The sequence below is a fragment of the Sphingomonas sp. Leaf22 genome (genome assembly GCF_001421715.1).
Classification (GTDB): Bacteria; Pseudomonadota; Alphaproteobacteria; order Sphingomonadales; family Sphingomonadaceae; genus Sphingomonas.
In genome coordinates this window covers 350,267-365,659 of sequence record NZ_LMKP01000001.1, presented here as the reverse complement: position 1 = coordinate 365,659, position 15,393 = coordinate 350,267, and the positions used below count along the sequence as shown (strand labels likewise).

Sequence of the window (15,393 nt, the reverse complement as noted above, 5' to 3'; positions counted from 1 at the left end):
GGTTGGTGTGAACCCTCCCCCCCCGGTAGCATCGCCGGGCCCGAATTCGAATTCTGAGTTAAACAGCCCGTCCGCGAAAGCGGGCGGGTTGTTTTTTGTCGGTAGCGCGAAACGGTTGCCGAACCGGAACGAACCGACGGGTCGGTCATTTTCCTGTGGAGCGGCTCGAGCCGCCTATTCATCGGAGGTCCTCATGCGAAAGTTTCTCAGCCTGGCAGTAATTGCCGGTGCCCTCGTCATCAGCGCGTGCAACACCGTCGAGGGTGTCGGTCGTGACGTTTCCTCGGCAGGCGATGCCGTCGCAGGCGCGGCGAAGGATTCGAAGTAAGTCCGTCGGACGGACCAGTGTCACGGGGCGGTTCGGGTTTCGTCCGGACCGCCCCTTTTTCTCTGCGCGTGACCGTGTCCACGATGACCGACAGCACCGCAAACCTTGCCGGCCGGTCCAACACTGGCGGTCGCGACTACTCTGTAAAGATGGCGCCCGGCGTGGGCGGTGATCGCCGCACCCGGCAAGATGCGTCGCGCGTACCCGACACCGACGCTGCGGCACTTCGCTGGCTTCCCGAGCGCCGCGACATAGATCGTCACGGCACCTCGTCGACCTTCAGGCGGCTTCTTCGTCGGTTTCAGCTTCGGGATCACGCTTTGCCCGGCGCTTCTCGGTGAACCAGATCGCGATCAGTGCCAGTTCGTAAAGCAGGATCAGCGGCACCGCGAGCAGGACCTGGGACCCGATATCGGGCGGCGTCGCGACGGCGGCGATGGCGAATGCCGCGACGATCGCATAGCGCCGCGCGCCGACCAGCTGCTTGCGGGTAACGATGCCGGCCAGTTCGAGCAGCATCAGCAACACGGGCAACAGGAACGCCAGACCGAATGCGAACAGGAACTGCATCACGAACGACAGATAGTTTTCGACCGACGGTAACGCTTCCTGCTGCACGCCGCCCAGATTGCCCTGATAGCCAAGCAGGAAATGGAGCGCGACCGGGATCGTCGCGTAATAGGCGAGCGCCGCGCCAGCGATGAACAGAACCGGCGTGGCGAGCAGGAACGGAAACAGCGCCTTCTTTTCGTTCCGGTACAGTCCCGGCGCGACAAACTGCCACACCTGGTTGGCGATCACCGGAAAGGCCAGCATCATCGCGGCGAAGAACGCAACCTTGATCTGGACGAAGAAGGCTTCGAAAATCTGGGTGAAGATGACCTTCTTCTGTCCGGCCGCCAGCAACGGCTGAACGAGGAACGACAGGATCTGTTCGGAAAAATAGAAGCAGAGGCCGAAACACAGCGCGACGGCGATCACCGAGTAGAGCAGACGACGGCGAAGCTCGATCAGGTGATCGAGCAGCGGTGCCTGACTATTGTCGATATCGTTCATGACGCTGCCTTGCCATCGGCCGCGGGCGGTTGATCGGCCGGACCCTCGCGCAGTTCGGGACGCTCGACCATGACCGGCGCTGCATGATCAACCGGCTGCACCGGGTCATGGACCGGCGGTGGCGGCGACGGCGCGTCGACCGGATGGACGGCAGCATCCGTGGTCGGATGCTCGCGCATGATCCGGGCGTTCTCTTCCGCCCATTTCTTTTCCATTTCGGCCAGTTCTGCCTCGCGGACCATCGTATCGAACCCCGACCGGAACTGCCGCGCCACGCCACGCGCCTTGCCGACCCAATGGCCGACGAAACGCATCGCTTTGGGCAGGTCCTTCGGGCCGATGACGAGCAACGCTACGAGCCCGACGAGCAGCAATTCGGAAGAATCGATATTGAACATCGGCGCTCGACTTCAGGCGGACCACCGGCCCGCCGGTTGGCAAAGGATCAGCGGTCGCCGTGCGGACGGTCGGTGTCGCGCACGACCGGATCGCGGTGGACCGGATCACGCGGGGCGGGATCATGGTCGTAGCGATCGTCGACGGGACGCTGCTCCAGCCGTTCGCGCGGGCGCGCGGGCGGCGGCGGCACGTCGTCATCCTCGGCCATCCCCTTTTTGAAGCTTTTCAGCCCCTTCGCCACGTCACCCATCATATCGGAAAAACGCCCCTTGCCGAACAGCAACAGGACCAGGACGCCGACGATAAGCCAGTGCCAAATACTAAGACCACCCATCGTCCACACTCCAAGCGAAACGGATCGTGCGCCTCACTTAGTCGCTATCGTCGCCGCTTTCCAGCATGGTTGCGAAGGCATCGTCGATTGGTTCGAGCAGACCGGCGGCGCGCAGGTCGTCGATCCCCGGCAGGTCACGCCGGCTGTCGAGGCCGAAATGGACGAGAAAGGCGGGGGTCGTGGCATAGGTCAGCGGTCGCCCGGGCACTTCGCGCCGCCCCGCCGGCCGGATCCAGCCGGCGGCGAGCAACACGTCGATCGTCCCCTTCGAAATCTGTACGCCGCGGATCGATTCGATGTCCGCACGGGTCGCGGGCTCGTGATAGGCGATGATTGCCAGCGTCTCGATCGCCGCACGCGACAGCTTGCGTGATTCGTCCCGGTCGCGGCGCAGGAAATGGGCGAGGTCGGGGGCGGTCTCGAAATGCCAATACTCGCCGCGCCGGACCAGCCCGAACCCCCGCCCGGCATGGTCGGTCTGGATCACACCCAGCGCCGCCCGCACATCGCCCTCGCCGACATAGGCGGCGATCATGCCGGCGGTCAGCGGCGTCTCGCTGGCGAACAGCACCGCCTCCACCGCGCGGACGAACGGGTCGGTCATGCGATCCGCCGGATGTCGATCGGGCCGAACGGTACGTCCTGCCGGATTGCCACCCTGCCCTGCCGCGCCAGTTCGAGTGTCGCGAGAAAGGTCGAGGCCAGCGCCGAGCGACGAAAGCGTTCGTCGGCGTCGCCGGGCAGGAACGTGCCGATCGCGGTCCACTCGATCCGGGTGCCGAGCATCGCTTGCACCCGTTCGATCGCAACCTCCAGCGTCATGACCGGTCGGTGCCGCACGACATGCAGCACCGGCCGGGTCCGTGCGCTCACCCGGCCATAGGCGCCAATCAGGTCGTACAGGCTGGCGTCCCAGCGGGCCTTGCGCACCACATGCAACCCTTCAGGATCGCCGCGCGTGAACACGTCACGGCCGATCCGGTCGCGCGCCATCAGCCGCGCGCCGGCCTCGCGCATCGCATCGAGCCGTTCGAGCCGCAGTTGCAGGCGCAGCGCCAGTTCCTCGGGGTCCGGGTCCATCTCCGGCTCGCGCGGCAGCAGCAGCGCCGATTTGAGATAGGCCAGCCAAGCCGCCATCACGAGCCAGTCGGAGGCCAGTTCGAGCCGCACCGCCGCCGCCCGATCGATCCAGCGCAGATATTGCTCGACGAGCGCAAGAATCGAGATGCGCCGCAGATCGACCTTCTGCGTGCGGGCGAGCGCCAGCAACAGGTCGAGCGGCCCTTCCCATCCATCGAGTTCGATCGTCAGCGTCGGCGCGTCGGCTTCCATGGCGGTAATCCTATCCGCGCAACGCGGTGGCCGTCACCGGGTTTCGCGCGTGACGTTGCGATGTACGCCCCGCGACGAGCGCGACCTGGCAGCGTCAGGCGAGCGCGAGCAGTTGGTCGCGGGTCGCGATCAGGTCGGCGAACGGGATATCGGTCGGTTTGCCGACGCCGACCATCGCCCGATCGAGCCGCTCGCGCGAACCGGCGGCGATGCTGTCGAGGCGGTCGGCGATCGCCGCCATCTCGTCCATACGCGCCCAGCAATCGAGCACCACGTCGCAGCCGGCGGCAATCGCCGCCGATGCCTTGTCCGCCGGTGTCCCCGACAGCGCCTTCATATCGATATCGTCGGTCATCAGCAGGCCGTCGAACCCGATCCGATCGCGGATGATCCGCTGAATCACAGTCGGTGACAGCGTCGCCGGACGGTCGGCGTCCCATGCCGAAAACACGACATGCGCGGTCATCGCCATCGGCGCGTGCGCCAGCGTACCGAACGGTTGCAGGTCGATCTTTAGTTCGGCATCCGACGCATCGACGCGGGGCAGTTCGAGATGGCTGTCGACCTGTGCCCGGCCATGGCCCGGCATGTGCTTGACGATGCCCACCACCCCGGCCGCCGCGAGCCCGTCGAGCGTGGCGCGGCCAAGGGCGGCGACCTGCATCGGATCGGTGCCATAGCTGCGGTCGCCGATCGCGCCGGTCATATCGGGTTGGGCTACGTCGAGCAGCGGCAGCGCATCGACGGTCACGCCGACCTCCGCCAGCATCGCGCCGATCGCCTGCCCATTCGCCTTGGCCGCCGCAATCGCCGACGACGGCGCGCGGGCATAGAGCGCGGCAAACGCGGCAGGGGCCGGAAAGGCGGGCCATTCGGGCGGCCGCATCCGCGCGACGCGGCCGCCCTCCTGATCGATCAGGATCGGCAGGTCGGTCCGACCTGACAGATCGCGCAACGCATCGGTCAGCGCACGCATCTGTTCGCGATCGATGCAATTGCGACCGAATAGGATATAGCCGAGCGGATCGGCTTCGCGGAACAGCGCGGCTTCGTTGGCGGTCAGCGTCGGGCCGGACAGGCCAAAGATCACGGGCTTCATACACGCCGGGCTACCGCAGGCGGCCCGGCGCGACAACCGGTGGTTGTCACCGGGCGATGAAGCAATTCTCCCCGGCCAGTTTCAGCTTGCCGCACAGGTCCGACGCCTGATTGGCGCTGCCGGCATTCACCCGCAGGCGATAGACGGTCTTGCCCTTCACCTCGGCGACCTGCACCGATTTGCCCAGCGGGGCGAGATAGGCGAAACGGCGGGACAGCTGGTTCCAGGCGGTGTTGGCAACCGCTTCACTGGGGAACGAACCCAGCTGGACCACCGAGCCACCGGCCCCCGCCGCCACCGGCGCGGGTGCCGCAACCGCCGGGGCGCGTGCCTCCAGCCGCTGGGTAGTGGTCGGCACTGCCGTGGCGACACGGCCGGTGCCGCTGTTCGCCGGGACATTGGCCGGCGCGGCGGCGCTGCCCTGCACCGGTGCCTCGGGCACCGCCTTCAGGTTGACCGAGGCATTGCCGCCAGTCGCCCCCTCGCTGGTCGCGATGGCGGTGTCGCTGTCACCGGTCACCTGCATGCCGTCGCTTCCCTCGGCACGCGTCTTGTACGGCTCGTTCGGCGCGGCGATCAGGTCACCGGTGCCGCTGGCGGTCGGCGCGTCGCGTTGCCGGAGCAAGGCAAAGACGATCGCGGCCACCATCAGCAGCCCGATCAGCACCAGCAATACCGTCCGCCAGACCGGGCGCGGCGCGTCCGGTTCCGGATCGGCGCTTTCGAGCCACGGCAGACGTTCGTGGTCGGGATCGCGCGATGCGATCGAATCCGCCATTATTTCATCTCCTCAACCGCCTCGACCCCCATGATGGCGAGGCCGTTGCGGATAATCTGCCCGATCGCGCGCGCAAGGAAAAGCCGTGCCTGCGTCAGCGCCACATCATCGGGCTGAAGATAGCGGCGCGACGGATCGTCATTGCCCAAATTCCACGCCGCGTGGAATTCGGCGGCCAGGTCGTACAGATAAAATGCGATGCGATGCGGTTCGCGCACGGCGGCCGCACTTTCGACCATCCGCGGGAACTGCGCCGCGCGCTTCACCAGCGCCAGCTCGACCGTGTCGAGACGGGACAGGTCGGCATCATCGGCCACGGCGATCCCCGCCTCCGCCGCCCGCCGGGCCAGCGAATGGACGCGCGCATGGGCATATTGGACGTAGAAGACCGGATTGTCCTTCGACGCCTCGACCACCTTGGCGAAGTCGAAATCCATCTGCGCATCGGCCTTGCGCGTGAGCATGGTGAAGCGGACGACGTCCTTGCCGACTTCGCTGACGACGTCGGCGAGCGTCACGAAATTGCCGGCGCGTTTCGACATCTTGACCGGCTCGCCGCCGCGCAGCAGCCGAACCATCTGCACCAGCTTTACGTCGAAGCGCGTCTTGCCCTCGGTCAGCGCCTGTACCGCCGCGACGATCCGTTTGACGGTGCCGGCATGGTCCGCGCCCCAGATGTCGATCAGCTGGTCGACACCCTCCGCCTTCTGGAAATGATAGGCGAGGTCGGCACCGAAATAGGTCCAGCTGCCGTCCGACTTCTTGATCGGACGATCCTGATCGTCGCCGAACTTCGTCGAGCGGAATAGCGGCAGCTCGACCGGCTCCCAATCCTCGGGCGTCTCGCCCTTCGGCGCTTCGAGGACGCCGTCATAGACGAGGTCCCGCGCGCGCAGCCATGCCTCGGCAGCTTCGGGCTTTTTCGCCGCCTGCAACTCGGCTTCGGACGAAAAGACGTCATGTTCGATGCCGAGCAGCTTCAGATCGGCGCGGATCATGTCGAGCATCGCCGCGACGGCACGGGTCCGGAACAGCACCAGCCACTCGTCCTCCGGCGCGTTCACATACCGGTCGCCGAATTCGGCGGCGAGTGCTTGCCCCACCGGGACGAGATAGTCACCGGGATACAGCCCCTCCGGAATGGTCACGGTTTCGCCCAGTGCCTCGCGATAGCGCAGATGCGCCGATCGGGCGAGCACGGCAACCTGCCCGCCGGCGTCGTTGACATAATATTCGCGGACGACGCGCGCGCCGTTCCATTCGAGCAGGCTGGCCAGCGCATCGCCGACGACCGCGCCACGGCAATGGCCCATATGCATCGGCCCGGTCGGATTGGCCGAGACATATTCGATATTCACGACCGTCCCGGCCCCCGCCTGCGACCGGCCATAGGTGTCGCCTGCTTCGGCAATGGCGGCCAGTTCGGCGCGCCACGTCGCTTCGGTCAGCGTGAGGTTGATGAAGCCCGGCCCGGCGACCGACGCGGCAGCCACTTCGGGCAGGCCCGCCAGTTCGGCGACCAGCAATTCGGCCAGCGCGCGCGGGTTGGTCTTCGCCGGCTTGGCAAGGACCATCGCCGCATTGGTCGACAGGTCGCCATGGGCAGTATCGCGCGGTGGCTCGACCGTGATCGCTCGTCGCTCCAGCCCCGCCGGCAGGTCGCCACGTGCCACGAGCGTGTCGAGCGCGCGGTCGAGATGGGCGAAGAAACGGGGGTACAGCGTCATGGCGGTTCCGGTCGATTGGTGGAACCGCGCCGCTTAGCGGAAAGGACCGGCTTAGGCAAAAGCTGCTATGCGGTCAGAACCCTTCGGGCAGGTCGATCGGCCCAACGACCTCGCGATAGCAGCGGACGGCGAACCGGTCGGTCATACCGGCGATGTAATCGGCGATGTGGCGGCTGCGATCGGGCTCGCTTTCGGGCAGCGTCGTGCGCCAGCCATCGTGCATCGCATGGGGATCGGCGTGGTAGGCGGCGAACAGCCCGGCGACGACTTGCCCCGCCATCTCCGCCGCCGCCAGCTGGCGCGGGTGATGGTACAGATTGGCGTACATGAAGCGTTTGAGCACCCGCTCCTGCTCGGCCATTTCGGGCGAGAAATGCGCGAGGCACTGGCCGGCGGCGCGCACATCGGCGACGGTCTCGACGCCTGCCGTCGCGACCCGGCGGCTGGTCTCGGCGATCAGGTCGTTGACCATCGAACCGATCTGCGACCGGGTCAGTTCGCCGACCAGTCGTTCGGGCGGCACGTCGGGGAAGCGACGGCGCACCGCGTCCCATCCGGCGGCGACGAACGGCACGCTCAGCAACTGGTCGAGCGTCAGCAGCCCGGCGCGCAAGCCATCGTCGATGTCGTGATTGTCATAAGCGATGTCGTCGGCGATCGCCGCGACCTGCGCCTCGAGCGAAGGCCATTCGTTCAGCCGCAGCGCGTGCGCCGCATCCGCCTGTGCCAATGCCCATCCCGGCGTCGGAATCGGGCCGTTATGCTTGGCCAATCCCTCCAGCGTGTCCCAGGTGAGGTTCAGCCCGCGCCAGCGCGGATACGGGCTGTCGAGCCAGGTCAGCGTCCGCAGCGTCTGCCCATTATGGTCGAACCCGCCATGCGCGACCATCGCCGCCTCCAGCGCATCTTCGCCGGCATGGCCGAACGGCGGATGGCCGATGTCATGGGCGAGACACAGTGCCTCGGTCAGATCCTCGTTCAGCCCCAGCGTGCGGGCGACCGCCCGGCCGATCTGGGCGACTTCGAGGCTGTGGGTCAGCCGGACGCGGAAATGATCGCCATCGGGAGCCATGAACACCTGCGTCTTGTGACGCAGGCGACGGAAGCTGATCGAATGGATGATGCGGTCGCGGTCGCGCTGGAACGCGTCGCGTGGACCACGCGTGGCGTCGCCGGGTTCGGCGTGCAGGCGGCCCCCATGGGCGTGCGGATTCGCGGCATGGCTTGCGGTCACTTGACCGGGACCCGCGCGACCTTCTGACCGACTTCGCTGGTGAAGGCGAAGGCCTGTACCCCCGATTTGCGCAGCGTGTTGACGAAGGCCTGCGCCTCGTCATCGCTCTTGAACGGTCCGGTCAGCAGGCGGTTGGTCGCGCGCAGCGACGTGGTCCAAGCCTGCCGCCCCTTCAGCGCGGGCGCCTTGTTGGCCATGATCGCCCACGCGGCGGGCAGGCCGGCGACGTTGGCCCCGCCGGCGATCTGCACCCAATGGCGTTCGGGATCGGCCCGCTTGGCGGCGGCGAGCTTGGCAGCCTCGGCGGCGTCGGCCTTTTTCTGGTCGGCGAGCTTCTTCGCCTCGGCAGTTTTTTTGGCGGTCGCGGCGCGGGTGTCCGCCAGTTTCCTGGCGGCTGCGGCCTTGGCGACGTCGGCGGCACGGGCATCGGCTTCGCGTTTTTCGGCGGCCTTGCGCGCGGCTGCGGCATCGGCGGCGAAGGCGGCGGCGCCGGTCGGCACGGTCGCGACGGGCGGCGGGCCGACGCCGAGTTCGGAGGCCGGAATGTCGAGGTTGCGGATGATGCGGGCGAGGACGTCGTCGTTCGTTTCGCGCCGGGCGGCGACCGTCGTGGCGGCGGTCGAAACGGCCGGCGTCGCCGGGGGCGGCGTTTCGGGCGGGCGGTCGACGACGGTGACCGGCACCGGCGCGGCGGCGACCTGCACCGGCGGACGGGCGGCCTGTGCCAGTCGGTCGCGTTCGGCAAGCGCAGCGGCGGCGACGCGGCGTTCCTCGGCCTGACGCGCGGCGACCCGTTCCGCTTCCAGCCGGGTTGTCTCGGCGATGCGCGTCTGTTCGGCCTGTTGGGCGGCGAGTTGCTGCGCGTCGCGTTCGCGCTGCGCCAATGCCGCCTTTTCGGCATTGGCGCGGGCCAGCGATTCGCGGCGCGCGGTTTCGTCGGCGCGGGCCTGGGCGAGTTGTTGCGCCTGCACCTCGGCCACCCGGCGCGCCTGCTCGGCCTGCGCCTGACGGCGACGTTCGCCGCTCGACAGCGGGCGGACGGTCGCCGGGGCGGTGGGTCGGGTCACGGCGGCGACGGCGACCGGTGCGGCGGTGCGGACCGGGGCGGGCAGCGGCGGCGCGAGGCGCGCGTCGGCGATCCGCTCGGGCGAGGGCGCCAGCCGGCCGAAATGCACCGCGAACGCACGGTCGGCACCGGCCAGTTGCGGCAGGCGACGGAAGAAAGGCGACAGGCTGCTGGCGAAGCCCGGCAGCATGCTGGCGGTAATCCTGTCCGCACCGGTCGTATCGCCGGACATGGCGAGGACGAAGGCGCGTACCCGCCACGCGGCACGATCGTTCTTCAGCAGCAGCGGGTTCAGAACCCGGGTCGCCTCGGTCAGATCGCCGTCGATCCCCAGCGACAGCGCGAGGCGGCGGGTGACCTCGTCATCCTCGCCGGCCCGCAGCGCCTGCCGGTAATCGGCCTGCGCCAGCGTACCGCGCCCGAGCAGATCGTAGGCGAGGCCGCGTTCGGCCAGATAGGGCGTCATCGCGACCCCGGCGCGCTCGGCCGAGTTGAACAGCGCGAGGGCTTCGCCGGGCCGTTCCATCGTCACCAGCGCCACACCGCGCGCGGCACGGATGCGCGGATCGCTGGGCGCGACTTTCTCGGCGCGGGCGAGGAACTGCATTGCGGCGTCGGTGTCGCCGAGCTTGCCGCTGAGGCGCCCGGCCTCGACCAGCGCCGATACGTCATTGGGGCTGCGGCCGAGGATGCGCATCTGTTCGGACAGGCGATCGGCATTGGGGGTCGTCACCGACTGGACGATCGCGCCGGACTGGGCCGCGACGGGGAGCGGGGCGGCGGAGGCGAGCAGCAGAGCCGTCGCGCGGAACATCGGGAATCGGGTCATGGGCGACCTCGCTACACCATGTCGGGGCTGAACCGGGAATGGTGGTTGCGCACGGTCGGCGACGAAGCGAGTGGTCGTGGCGACGAACGGGCGGCGAAGGTGACGAAGGTGCCACGTAGTGGCGTGTTTCCGGGCGGGCTGGGTGGGCGGCTGTTGCCGGTTTCGAGTCTGGCAGGGTTTGGGGGTGTAGGAAAGTTTCTTCGGTTCCGGTTGCGGAAGCCCCCCCCTCCACCATCCTGCGGATGGTCCCCCTCCCCGCGCAGCGGGGAGGATTTCCGGGTGTTGCCCCGCGATGCCGGTCGCGGGGCGGGTTGCCTTACTGGTTGTTCTGGCGGTGGAGGAAGCGCGGGATGTCCAGCGGTTCCTTACCATCGTCGGTGCCGCGCGCGGGGGCGCGGCCGGCGTTCGCCATGCGTTCGAACAACGTACCGCCGGGCTTGCGGGTCGGTGCCGCTTCTTCGCGCGGGGCCGGTTCGGCAGGCGCTTCCGGGGTCAGCCAGCGACGACGGCCTTCGCTGGACGACACGCCGAAATCGCTGGCCGGGGTCGGTGCGGGCGCGGGTGCGGCGGCTTCGGCACCGAGCACCAGTTCGTCCTCATCGCCGTGCGAAGGTTGCACCGGTGCATGCTGCGACGCGTGCTGCGGGGCGTCGTAGGTCGAATGCGGCACGACCCGTTCCGACGCCGACGGCTGGCTCGCCCCCTGCGGGAAGCGTTCCATCGGCGCGGGCGCAGGCGCTTCCTGGAGATGTTCGGCAGCGGCACCGCTCGGCGCGACCGGGACGGACGTGGCCGGGCGACGCGGCGCGTTGAACGAGAAGGCGCGGGTCGGTTCGGCCTGGGCCGGAGCCGGCTGTGCCTGCGACGGCTTTTCATCCTCGATACCGGTCGCGACGACCGACACGCGGATCTTGCCTTCCAGCTCGCTGTTGAACGCCGAACCCCAGATGATGTTGGCGTCTTCGTCGACCAGCTCGCGAATGTGGTTCGCGGCTTCGTCCACTTCGAGCAGACGCATGTCGTCGCCGCCGGTGATCGACACGATCACACCCTTGGCACCGTTCAGCGACACGCCGTCGAGCAGCGGGTTGGCGATCGCCTGCTGCGCCGCCTCGATGGCGCGATTGTCACCTTCGGCCTCGCCGGTGCCCATCATCGCCTTGCCCATCTCCTGCATCACCGAACGGACGTCGGCGAAGTCGAGGTTGATGAGGCCGGGCATGACCATGAGGTCGGTGATGCCGCGCACGCCCTGCTGCAACACTTCGTCGGCCATTTCGAAGGCCTGCTTGAACGTCGTGTTGGCGTTGGCGATCAGGAACAGATTCTGGTTCGGGATGACGATCAGCGTATCGACGTACTTCTGCAGCTCCTCGATGCCGGCCTCGGCCGACTTGCCGCGACGCTTGCCCTCGAACGCGAACGGACGGGTCACGACGCCGACGGTCAGGATGCCCATCTCGCGCGCCGCCTTGGCGATCACGGGTGCCGCGCCGGTGCCGGTGCCGCCGCCCATGCCGGCGGCGATGAAGCACATATGCGCGCCCTCGAGGCTCTTCTGGACCGCTTCGATGGTCTCCTCGGCAGCGGCGCGGCCGATTTCGGGGCGGCTGCCCGCGCCCAGACCCTGGGTGATCTTCGCGCCCAGCTGAATACGCTGCGGCGCGGACGACTGCTTGAGCGCCTGCGCGTCGGTGTTGGCGACGAGGAACTCGACCCCCTGCACCTCGGCACGGATCATGTTCGCGATCGCGTTGCCGCCGGCACCGCCGACCCCGATCACGGTAATGCGCGGGGTCAGTTCGTCCACGTCGGGTGCCAGAAATTCGATGCTCATACTCGGTCTCCCTGTCCCGGCCGGCACCGGGCACAATTACCATGCCGTTGTGCATCAAGCGGCGGGGCGATCCTAGTCCCCCGCGGCCCGATGGGTAGAAAAAGTCAATAGTTGGTGCGGAACGCGGTCATCAGCCGCTGGAACAGCGCACCCGTACTGGGGCGCGATACCATCTGCTGCGTGGGTTGTAACGCGCGCAAATCGACCGGGTTCGATGCGGCGAACATGGCGAGGCCGGCCAGCGTCGCGAAGCCGGGACCCGAATGCGCCTCCGGCAACGCGGTCAACCCGCGCGCGCGACCGACGCGGACCGGGCGACCCAGCGCCTGTTGCGCGTAATCGGCGATCCCCTTCAACTCGGCACCGCCGCCGGTCAGCACGACCTGTCGCCCGACCGGATCGTCGAAGTTCAGCCGGCGCAGTTCCTTGCCGATTTCGCCGACCAGCCGTTCGAGCCGCTGGCGGATGGTGGTGATGAGTTGCGCGCGGGTGATCCGCGTCCCCTCCGCATCCTCGTCCGCGCGGACCGGTGCGACCTCGATCATGTCGTGATTGTCGCGCGGCGACATGTTGGCCGACCCGTAGAAGCATTTCAGCCGCTCGGCCTGCGCCCGGTTGGTGCCGAAGGCCGAGGCGACGTCGTCGGTGATGTCGCTGGCCCCCATCGCGATCGAGGCGAGGCCGGTCAGCACGCCATTGGCGAAGACCGAGACGTTGGTGATCCCCGCACCGATTTCGACCAGCGCGACGCCCAGTTCGCGCTCTTCCTCCGACAGGCAGGCAAGCCCGGTCGCGACCGGCGCGGCGACGATCGATTTGGTTTCGAGATGCGCCGAACGGACGCACAGGTCGAGATTTCGGACCGGCGATCCTTCAGTGGCGACGACATGGATTTCGACCCCGAGGCGATCGGCGTGCAGCCCCTTGGGCTCCTGCACCCCGCCCAGACCGTCGAGGGTGTAGCGCATCGGCTGCGCATGCAGCACCATGCGCTGACCCGGATCGATCGCGTTGCGACCGGCCTTGAGCAGCGCATCGATATCGGACTGTTCGACGCGGTGGCCGCCCAGATCGACCTCCAGCTTGACGATATCGGACACGAGGCCACCCGCCGAAAAGCTGACCCACACATCCTCGATATTGAAGCCGGCGATGCGTTCGGCCTGTTCGACCGCTTCGCGAACCGCCGTCTCGGTCGCTTTCATGTCGGCGATATAGCCGCGCTTGACGCCGCGACTCTCGCGCTGGCCGGTGCCGAGCACGGTCAGTTCGCCGCTGTCGTCGACGCGCGCGATCAGTGCCGACACTTTCGACGTGCCGATGTCGAGTGCGGTGATGATGCCTTCCGGTGCCGTCTTCGCCATATGCCCCCCCTGTTCAGTCGACGTCGGTCGGCGGTGCCGCCGCGGTCGCATTGTCGCCAGCGTCGTCCTCGCCCTCGTCCGGCGTCGCATGTTTCATCCGCACGACCAGCTTGGTCGGATCGCGCAGGTCGAACCGGTCATAGCCCTTGCCGAGCAGGCCGAGCGTGCCGTCGAGCTGGGCGAACTTCACCAGCGCCTTCGCCGAATCGGCCTCGCCTTCGGGCAGGACCAGCCGCTCGCCGGTCTGGAACAGGATGTCCCAGCGGCGATTGCCGATCCACACCGCCGCCTTTACCACCGGTTTCAGCGCGGGCGCGGCTGCCATCAGCTTGCGATAGGCGGGTTCCTGCGCATTCGCACCGTCGCCGATGACCAGCGGCAGGCGCGGCATCCGGTTGGGCTGGACACCGTCGAGCAGCACGCCGCCCTCGTCGATCAGCATCAACTGACCCTTGTTCTGCCACACCGCCGCGGGATCGCGTTCGACCACGTCGACGACCAGCGTATCGGGCAGCCGGCGCGAGACGCGGGCATCGGCGATCCAGCCATAGCCGAGCAGTTTCTGCCGGGTGGCGTCGAGATCGACCAGCGGCATCGCCCGCGACCGCTGGTCGAGTGCCACGGCATAGACCGAGGTCGCGTCCATGCGTTTGAGGCCGGTCACCTCGATCTGTTCGACGCGGAAGCCGGCCGATCCGACCGCTTCGGCCGCCGCCACGCCGACCATGCCGAACAGGCCGAACCAGTTGGCGAGCGCGACGACGATCGCCCCGGCCCCGGCGGTCAGGCTCCACCCGACGATGCGGCGCGCGGTCGCGGCACCACCGGGCAGTGCGGCGACCGCCTGATCGAGGACCGAGGCACGGACCGGGCGCTTCTGCTGGACGCGGCGCTTGGGCTTGACGGTGCGGGTCTGGACGACGCGCTTGCCGGTCTGGGTCATCGCATCGCCTCTTCCACGATCCAGCCGACAAGGGCTTCGTAGCTCATGCCGACATGGCGCGCCTGTTCGGGGACGAGGCTCAAGGGGGTCATGCCGGGCTGGGTATTGGTTTCGAGGACGAACAGGCCGTCGATGCCTTGGCTATCGTCCCAGCGGAAGTCGGTGCGCGACGCGCCCTTGCAGCCGAGCACGCGGTGGGCGGTGACGGCATAGGCCATGCACGCCTGGGCGATGTCGTCGGGGATGTCGGCAGGGCAGACATGTTCGGTCAGGCCGTCGGTATATTTGCTGTCGTAATCGTAGAAGCCGCTTTTGGGCTTCAGTTCGGTGACGCCGAGGGCACGGTCGCCGAGCACCGCAGTGGTCAGTTCGCGGCCACGGATGAACGGTTCGGCGAGGAGTTCGTCGAATTCCTGCCATGGGCCTTTGGAGTCCGCTGCGATCGGGTTGCCGACATTGCTATCGTCGGTGACGATGGCGACGCCGACCGAGGAGCCTTCGCTGACGGGTTTCAGGACGTACGGGCGCGGCAGCGGGTCGCGGTCGTGCAGTTCCTGCGTCTTCACGATGCGGCCGCCGGGCATCGGCACGCCGGCAGGCACCAGCGCCTGCTTGGTCAGCACCTTGTCGATCGCGATGACCGAGGTGGCGAGGCCGCTATGCGTATAGCGCAGGCCCATCAGGTCCATCATGCCCTGTACCGTGCCGTCTTCGCCGGGCGAACCGTGGAGGGCGTTGAAGACGAGGTCGGGTTTGGCTTCGGTCAGGCGCGCGGCGATGTTGCGGTCCATGTCGATGCGGGTGACATTGTGCCCGAGCGATTCGAGCGCGGTGGCGACGCCCGCGCCGGACATCAGCGAGACTTCGCGTTCCGACGACCAGCCGCCCATGAGGACGACGATGTGCAGGGGGTCGGTCACGCGGTCGGTTCCTTCGTTATCACACTATACCCGTTTGCTTCGAGCGCAGGGTCGAGCTTGTCGAGACCCGTAGTCGAGAAGGCGGTGGTGACGCGCGCGTTCTCGACGGGCGCTTCTCGACTTCGCTCGAAGCTGCTCGAACCGAAC

Annotated in this window: 15 protein-coding genes; 1 reads left to right on the top strand and 14 read right to left on the bottom strand. The window is 67.8% G+C overall.

The window, feature by feature from the left end:
• The first annotated feature begins 193 nt into the window (after positions 1–193).
• On the top strand, positions 194–328 hold the full coding sequence (locus ASE70_RS01695) for an entericidin A/B family lipoprotein (RefSeq protein ID WP_056500683.1): 135 nt from the start codon (positions 194–196) through the stop codon (positions 326–328).
• 279 nt (positions 329–607) lie between these two features.
• Here the strand turns inward: ASE70_RS01695 and tatC are convergent, their stop codons facing one another.
• The 14 genes from tatC to ASE70_RS01625 all read right to left on the bottom strand — a co-directional run bounded on the left by tatC (position 608) and on the right by ASE70_RS01625 (position 15,246).
• Complete coding sequence (tatC, locus tag ASE70_RS01690) at positions 608–1,384, bottom strand: twin-arginine translocase subunit TatC (RefSeq protein ID WP_056500679.1); 777 nt, start codon at positions 1,382–1,384, stop codon at positions 608–610.
• Positions 1,381–1,782 carry a Sec-independent protein translocase protein TatB gene (tatB, locus tag ASE70_RS01685; protein WP_056403612.1) on the bottom strand — a complete coding sequence of 134 codons (402 nt, stop codon included), beginning with the start codon at positions 1,780–1,782 and terminating at the stop codon, positions 1,381–1,383. Before tatB ends, tatC begins: the two co-directional genes overlap by 4 nt.
• Before the next feature lie 47 nt (positions 1,783–1,829).
• Positions 1,830–2,117 carry a twin-arginine translocase TatA/TatE family subunit gene (locus ASE70_RS19025; RefSeq protein ID WP_082450504.1) on the bottom strand — a complete coding sequence of 96 codons (288 nt, stop codon included), beginning with the start codon at positions 2,115–2,117 and terminating at the stop codon, positions 1,830–1,832.
• 37 nt (positions 2,118–2,154) lie between these two features.
• Entirely contained in the window at positions 2,155–2,721 is a 567-nt protein-coding gene (scpB, locus tag ASE70_RS01675) for an SMC-Scp complex subunit ScpB (RefSeq protein WP_056500674.1), read from the bottom strand.
• A complete protein-coding gene (locus tag ASE70_RS01670; protein ID WP_056500671.1) occupies positions 2,718–3,449 on the bottom strand; it encodes a segregation and condensation protein A in 732 nt (243 codons plus the stop codon). The genes scpB and ASE70_RS01670 overlap by 4 nt, the downstream gene beginning before the upstream one ends.
• Positions 3,450–3,543: 94 nt before the next feature.
• Positions 3,544–4,548 carry a beta-N-acetylhexosaminidase gene (gene nagZ / locus ASE70_RS01665; protein WP_056500668.1) on the bottom strand — a complete coding sequence of 335 codons (1,005 nt, stop codon included), beginning with the start codon at positions 4,546–4,548 and terminating at the stop codon, positions 3,544–3,546.
• 46 nt (positions 4,549–4,594) lie between these two features.
• The gene (locus tag ASE70_RS01660; RefSeq protein WP_056500666.1) at positions 4,595–5,326 is read right to left on the bottom strand and encodes an SPOR domain-containing protein; all 732 of its coding nucleotides are present in this window, start codon (positions 5,324–5,326) and stop codon (positions 4,595–4,597) included.
• Positions 5,326–7,053: an arginine--tRNA ligase gene (gene argS, locus ASE70_RS01655; RefSeq protein ID WP_056500663.1), complete on the bottom strand. Its 1,728-nt coding sequence runs from the start codon at positions 7,051–7,053 to the stop codon at positions 5,326–5,328. Before argS ends, ASE70_RS01660 begins: the two co-directional genes overlap by 1 nt.
• Before the next feature lie 73 nt (positions 7,054–7,126).
• Positions 7,127–8,287, bottom strand: a complete 1,161-nt coding sequence (locus tag ASE70_RS01650) for a deoxyguanosinetriphosphate triphosphohydrolase (RefSeq protein ID WP_056500659.1) — start codon at positions 8,285–8,287, stop codon at positions 7,127–7,129.
• Entirely contained in the window at positions 8,284–10,182 is a 1,899-nt protein-coding gene (locus tag ASE70_RS01645) for an SPOR domain-containing protein (RefSeq protein ID WP_235519514.1), read from the bottom strand. The genes ASE70_RS01650 and ASE70_RS01645 overlap by 4 nt, the downstream gene beginning before the upstream one ends.
• 316 nt (positions 10,183–10,498) lie before the next feature.
• Positions 10,499–12,019 (bottom strand): cell division protein FtsZ, encoded by a 1,521-nt coding sequence (gene ftsZ, locus ASE70_RS01640; RefSeq protein WP_056403634.1) that lies wholly within the window; start codon positions 12,017–12,019, stop codon positions 10,499–10,501.
• Positions 12,020–12,123: 104 nt separating this feature from the next.
• Entirely contained in the window at positions 12,124–13,383 is a 1,260-nt protein-coding gene (gene ftsA / locus ASE70_RS01635; protein WP_056403637.1) for a cell division protein FtsA, read from the bottom strand.
• A 13-nt stretch (positions 13,384–13,396) separates the two neighbouring features.
• Positions 13,397–14,326 (bottom strand): cell division protein FtsQ/DivIB, encoded by a 930-nt coding sequence (locus tag ASE70_RS01630; protein WP_056403641.1) that lies wholly within the window; start codon positions 14,324–14,326, stop codon positions 13,397–13,399.
• Positions 14,323–15,246: a D-alanine--D-alanine ligase gene (locus tag ASE70_RS01625; protein ID WP_200925575.1), complete on the bottom strand. Its 924-nt coding sequence runs from the start codon at positions 15,244–15,246 to the stop codon at positions 14,323–14,325. Before ASE70_RS01625 ends, ASE70_RS01630 begins: the two co-directional genes overlap by 4 nt.
• Positions 15,247–15,393 lie beyond the last annotated feature (147 nt).